Source organism: Vibrio sp. 704, assembly GCF_033339295.1.
The window spans coordinates 1-6,474 of record NZ_JAWOUH010000036.1; the positions used below are offsets into that span (position 1 = coordinate 1).

The 6,474-nt window shown below is 45.1% G+C and carries 3 protein-coding genes and 1 tRNA gene; all 4 read right to left on the reverse strand.

The window, feature by feature from the left end; genetic code table 11:
* Positions 1 to 124: 124 nt before the first annotated feature.
* The 4 genes from nspC to R7R24_RS23900 all read right to left on the reverse strand — a co-directional run bounded on the left by nspC (position 125) and on the right by R7R24_RS23900 (position 6,474).
* Positions 125 to 1,258, reverse strand: a complete 1,134-nt coding sequence (gene nspC, locus R7R24_RS23885; protein WP_054577687.1) for a carboxynorspermidine decarboxylase — start codon at positions 1,256 to 1,258, stop codon at positions 125 to 127.
* A 103-nt stretch (positions 1,259 to 1,361) separates the two neighbouring features.
* Positions 1,362 to 2,606: a carboxynorspermidine synthase gene (locus R7R24_RS23890; protein WP_012841628.1), complete on the reverse strand. Its 1,245-nt coding sequence runs from the start codon at positions 2,604 to 2,606 to the stop codon at positions 1,362 to 1,364.
* Between the two features lie 18 nt (positions 2,607 to 2,624).
* Positions 2,625 to 5,501: a pyridoxal phosphate-dependent class III aminotransferase gene (locus R7R24_RS23895; protein ID WP_054577686.1), complete on the reverse strand. Its 2,877-nt coding sequence runs from the start codon at positions 5,499 to 5,501 to the stop codon at positions 2,625 to 2,627.
* A gap of 897 nt (positions 5,502 to 6,398) precedes the next feature.
* Positions 6,399 to 6,474 (reverse strand) — tRNA-Gly (locus tag R7R24_RS23900).

Here is a 6,474-nt window from a genome sequence, read left to right on the forward strand (position 1 = left end):
ATGAGTAGTTTTACAGGCAAAGCCGAAACGGATGATAACCACCTACTGAAGTAGGTGGTTTAGGGCTGAAAATAAAAAGAGCAGCAATTCAGCTGCTCTTTGTCGTTCTAATACTCAATACGTTTTATTTCACTGACCACTGAGACAGTGAACGTTTGAAATCAGAGTAGTCAAATTCATTCAGTTTTTGAATGTCACCATTCGAGCGTTCACAGTAGACCGACGGCATACGTAGACCGTTAAACCAGTTTAGTTTCACCATGGTGTAACCGGCACTATCTAGAATATGCAGACGCTGTCCTATCTCTAGAGGCTGTTCGAAGTTCGCCACGCAGAACTGGTCACCCGCAAGGCATGAACACGAGCCGATCACATACTCATGTTCACCATTTTCAGACGCTTCTAGAATCGATGCAGGCTCGTCGTAAATCAACGTATCAAGACGGTGTGCTTCTGTTGCTGAATCCACAATCGCGGTTTTCTTTACGTTCTCAACGATATCAACCACAGTGACCACTAGGTCAGTCGTCTTGGTAATGATCGCTTCGCCCGGTTCTAGGTACATTTGCACGCCGTGTTTTTCAGCAAACGCTTTCAGCGCTAGGCCAAGCTTTTCGATGTCATAACCCGGCCATGTGAAGAATACCCCGCCGCCCATGCTCACCCAGTCCAGCTTATCTAGGTACTCGCCAAACTGATCTGAAATAGCATCGAGTAAGCCGATAAACGCATCCACGTCTTTGTTCTCACAGTTCATGTGGAACATTACGCCATCAATACCATCAAAAATTTCCGGTTTGATGTGATCAGCCTGAACCCCAAGACGAGAGAATTGACGCGCTGGGTTTGCTAAGTCTTGCCCTGCATAGCTCACACCTGGGTTTAGGCGCAAGCCAATCGATGCTTTACCTTCGACAATATGACGATAAGCCGCTAGCTGTGACTGAGAGTTAAAGATCATCTTGTCACAGATGTCCGCCACATCGCGAACGTCATCTTCGCTGTAACCCACACTGTATGCGTGTGTCTCACCACCGAACGTTTCGTAGCCAAGCTTCACTTCAAACGGGCCAGAACTTGTTGTTCCGTCTAGGTAAGGCTTGATGATGTCGAATACACCCCATGTTGAGAAGCACTTCAGTGCTAATACAAGCTTCACACCAGAGATGTCTTTTAGCTGTTTTGCTTTCTCTAGATTCTCAATCAGCTTGTCTTCATTGATCATGAAGTATGGCGTTTTTAGTTCGTTTTGTTGCATTTTGATACCTTACGTCCCTTCGCCTTAGCAAAGACACTATAAAATCGAACAAAGCCGACGCAAGTGCATCGGCTTAAACGTACAAATAAGAGTCGCTAAATTCTTACTTCAATTTATGGATAACAGGTTGTCCTGGCTCCAGTTCTTGAACATGCCAATCTAGACCAATAGATGGCATGGTTTCTAGGAATGGGTCTGGATCTAGCTGCTCCATGTTGAACACGCCTTTGTCTGCCCATTTGCCACGGAAGAACTGCAAAGCCGCAGTGATCGCTGGTACGCCAGTGGTGTATGAGATAGCTTGGTGTTCAACATCTTCGTATGCGACTTCGTGATCAGCGTTGTTGTAAATAAATACACTGCGCTCTTTACCATCTTTCTTACCTTGAACCCAAGTACCGATACACGTTAGGCCAGTGTAGCCTGGCGCGAGTGATGTTGGATCTGGTAGTAGTGCTTTTAGCACGTGCAAAGGTTGAACAACCGTACCGTCGTGAAGCGTTAGTGGATCTGGGCTGAGTAGACCGATGTCGCGCATCACATTGAAGTAGTTTAGGTAACGGTCACCAAAGCCCATCCAGAATTCGATGCGTTTCGCCGGGATGAACTCTTGCATAGATCGAACTTCGTCGTGCGCCATTGAGTACACTTTGTGTGAACCACAATTCGGGAATTCAAACTCAAGCATACGTGAGTGACAAGGTACTTGTTTCCACTCGCCGTTTTCCCAGTAGAACGAATCGCCTTGAATCTCAAGCATGTTCGTTTCTGGATCAAAGTTAGTTGCGAACTTCTTACCGTGGTCGCCTGCGTTTACATCCATTACGTCGATAGTATCGATTTCATCGAACAGATGCTTCACTGCGTATGCGGCAAACACCGATACTACGCCCGGATCGAAACCAGCACCAAGAATACCTGTAATGCCCGCTTCTTCAAACTTCTCACGGTAACCCCACTGCCAATCGTAAGCTTGAGGTACTTGTTGGCCTTCAGAGCACAAATCAACCGCAACAGATGTATCAAGGTATGACACTTTAGCTTGGTAACATGCTTCCATAATAGACATGTTCACCCAAGGAGGACCTGCGTTGATCACTAAGTCAGGTTGTACTTCTTTAATTAAAGCAACTAAAGAATCTACGTCGTCCGCGTTTACCGCTCGCGCTTCTAATTTCTTAGTTGAATCTTTCAGATTGTTTTTCTTCTGAATCGATTCGATGATTTTCTCACACTTACCTACGGTACGTGATGCGATTGTGATATCACCCAGAACGTCGTTGTTTTGTGCTGCTTTATGTGCAACTACCCAGCCAACGCCGCCTGCACCAATCTGTAGAATTGCCATAGTTTTCCGTTACCTTTGTTAAACTAGCTCTGCCGCTAGCGTATTGATTTTTGAGAGCAAAGATTCAAAGTCCGCCGTCGTCAGACACGGGTTCAAAATCGTAAATTTCAATGCAGTTTTATCGTCGACAATGGTTTCACCCAATACCGCAATACCGCGTGTTAACGCTTCTAAGCGCAACGTTTTGTTCAGTTCATCAAGATCCGCTGATTCATTTGTCGCGCGGAACAGAACCGTAGATAGTGATGGTTCAGCCAACAACTCAAAGTGTTTGGTTTCTCGAATCATGTCCGCCACTTCAAGCGTCTGCTCAAGCAAATGATCATACATATCGCCTAGGGCTTTTGGCCCTACGCTTTGCATCGTCATAAACACTTTGAGCGCATCAAAACGCTTAGTTGTCGCAATAGACTTATCCACCAAGTTCGGTAGTTCGTCGTGTTCGCGGTTCAAATAGTCTGCATGGTGAAGCAGGAATTTAAAGTTAGACTTGTCATTTACCAATAGCGCACCACAACTGATGGTTTGGTAAAACAGCTTATGGAAGTCTACGCTGATGGAATGTGCACGCTCACAACCTTTCAGACGCGCTTTTTGGCTACTTAGAATCAGAGCTCCACCGTATGCACCGTCGACGTGCATCCACATGTCATGTTTCGCTGCCATATCGGCGATAAAGTCTAAGTCATCAATAGCACCGTGGTCCGTTGTGCCCGCTGTGCCAACAATGGCAAATGGGATCAAACCTTCTGCTTTGGCCTGATTGAGAACTTCGTCTAATTTAGTGACATCCATCGTTCCATCGGCATTAGCATCGACAGTCATGACCGCTTTTTCACCCAGCCCCATCCAAGACGCTGATTTTTGAACCGTGAAGTGGGATTTTTTTGAACATACAATACGTAGCTTGTCTGCGTATTCAGGAAGGCCAAGCTTTTGAATTGAGTGTGCACTGAGTTTGTCAGCAATCCAGTCACGCGCTAACATCAAGCCCACTTGGTTACTTTGCGTGCCGCCGCTCGTGAAGATACCGTCCGCTTTTTCACCTAACTCATATTTATCGCATAGCCAGTTCACAACTTTCTGTTCAACATAAGTCGCTGATGAAGCTTGATCCCATGAGTCCATAGACTGGTTCAAAGCCGCAATCATTGCCTCTGCCGCAATCGCTGGCATCAAAGGTGGAGTATGCAGGTGAGCAATACAATCTGGATGTTGAGTAAAAATTGCGTTTTTCGCGACCAGCTCAGCAGCATCGTCGATAACGGTTTTAAGAGGCGCATTTCCATTATCAAGATCAACGTCGTGAATCGCTGCTTCCAATGCTTTTGGATCCATACCTGAATACGGTGCAGCCACTTGTTCAAACACTGACTTCATTGCCGTAGTAGTGTGATTCATCACCGAAGCAAATTCATTGCTGCCCATCTCTCCAGTGTGGATGAAATGCTTCTTCCATTCATCTTGTGGCTGAATTTCGATGTGACTACCGCCAGCGGCTAAAATCGCGTCTTCAAATACACGTAAAGCAAAGTCGATTTGCTCAAACGAGATGATAAGAGGAGGAAGGAAACGAATTACTGCGCCTTCGCGTCCACCTTTCTCAACGATCAAGCCACGCTCGAGTGCTGCGCGTTGAATAGAAAGTGTGAGTTCACTATCCGCTTGAGGTTCACCAAATTTATTGAGCTCACCGTTTGGAGTTTTAATCTCCACGCCTAGCATCAAACCTTTGCCACGAACCTCTGCGATACAGTTCACACGCTTTTGAATACTTTCAAGGCCGTAGCGCAAGTACTGACCCGCAATATTGGCATGCTCAACAAGATTATCACGTTGGATAATTTCTAATGCTTTCGCACCAGAGACCATGGCTAACTGGTTACCACGAAATGTACCTGTGTGCTCGCCCGGCTTCCATGTATCATGTTGCTTGTTGATAACCAATAGCGACATTGGTAATCCACCACCAATTGCTTTTGATAAACACAGAATATCTGGAACAATGCCCGACTCTTCGAACGCGAAATTGTAGCCAGTTTTACCAACACCACACTGGATCTCATCGAAGATCAGTAAGATACCGTGTTCATCACAAATACGACGTAACTCTCGTAGCCAGAATGCTGGCGCAGGAACAACACCACCCTCACCTTGCACTGGCTCCACGATAATCGCGGCAGGCTTCATAATGCCTGACTCATCATCGTTTAAAAGACGATCGATATAGCGAATACTTGCTTTCGCACCTTCATCACCGCCAAGCCCAAAAGGACAACGCAGGTTGTATGGGAAAGGCATAAAGTGCACATCCGACATCAAACCAGTTCGACGAGCTTTCGTGCCTAAGTTACCCATCATCCCCATCGTACCATTAGTCATACCATGGTATGCGCCGCGGAAGGCAAACATAGTGTTGCGACCGGTAGTCTGTTTCGCGAGCTTGATAGCAGCTTCAACCGCATCAGCTCCAGACGGGCCACAAAATTGGATAACGCTGTTCTCGCTTAACTCTTGAGGAAGAAAAGACTTAACAGATTGAATAAACGTCGTTTTTGCTGATGTTGCAATATCTAGCGTCTGATATGGCAGTCCTGAATCTAATTGCTCTTTCAGAGCTTGGTTTATTTCAGGATGGTTATACCCCAAAGCTAGAGTGCCTGCCCCAGCAAGGCAGTCTAGAAAGATCTGTCCACGCGTATCTTCAACCAAGCACCCAAAGGCTTGTTTAATTGCGATCGGCAAACGACGTGGATAAGAACGTACTTCAGATTCATGCTCAGCCTGATCAATCAATACTTGATCTGGCGTTAAGTCATACGTTCCCTCAACGATAGGAACCTGAGACGAAAAAATGTTTGCGATATTGCTATCGACTTCAAAGGCAGTGCTCATACTACATAATCCCTTGAATTATAATAATTCTGTATCCTGTATTAATAATCATTAGAATGAAATTACAGGAGGTGTGAATACCCCTCCGCATTTGTCAGTGCATAAATGACAAATACAGATCATCCGCCACGATACTCGCGACTTTATATGTAAAAGGGATTAATCAAGGTTCTGTAATGCACCCGTTTTGTAAAACAGGACATTTCGGCAGTATGAAGCTGATTAGTGTGTGTTTATTCAAAGGTTTCAATGTTGGGTTTCCCATTAATATGCCGCGTTTACAGCATTAGTATCCCGTCTATCGACAAAAGGCTTTGCCGATACCTACCCTACGCAGTGTCACAATCAGCTTGAATGGTCACTACGCGTATCCCCCAGAGATCAAACGTTGTTAATTACGCTCCGAGATTGCGCGCGAATTTATCACAAAATAAAATCTTCTGGCAACGATTTTTCATATTAGTAACAGTGATGTAAATCACAACAAAACATACCCCATCGCAACTGTCGTGCTCATAGTCGTGAGCTATGCTTTTCTGCTTCTCTCAAACAGCTGTTATTTAAACAAATATTCTTGAGATATCATCACCTCATCCAACAGAGGTTTAAGGTTGTGCTGCTTAATCGTAAAACATTCCTTTCTATATCCGGAACATTTAAAAAGATAGCATTCTCGTCACAGCTTTGCCTGGAGCAAGAGTGGTTATTCTCCACAAGTGATGGTTTAAACATAGACTAGTAGGAATGGCTAAGATGCTTTGCAATGGCAGAATGAACAATCACTTGAGTCAATGAGACAAAGGGTTCGTTACTTAACGAAGTCTGTGACAGAAAAGAAGTTTGAGATTTTCAAAAAATACGAAAAAGGCCTAACATTTTCATGTTAGGCCTTAAATCTGGAGCGACACACGAGGTTCGAACTCGTGACCTCAACCTTGGCAAGGTTGCGCTCTACCAACTGAGCTAGTGTCGC

What these genes read in the sequence shown, in the direction of transcription:
- R7R24_RS23895 (WP_054577686.1), bottom strand. Translation starts at nt 5,501, where the DNA reads ATGAGCACTGCCTTTGAAGTCGATAGCAATATCGCAAACATTTTTTCG.
- R7R24_RS23890 (WP_012841628.1), bottom strand. Translation starts at nt 2,606, where the DNA reads ATGGCAATTCTACAGATTGGTGCAGGCGGCGTTGGCTGGGTAGTTGCA.
- nspC (WP_054577687.1), bottom strand. Translation starts at nt 1,258, where the DNA reads ATGCAACAAAACGAACTAAAAACGCCATACTTCATGATCAATGAAGAC.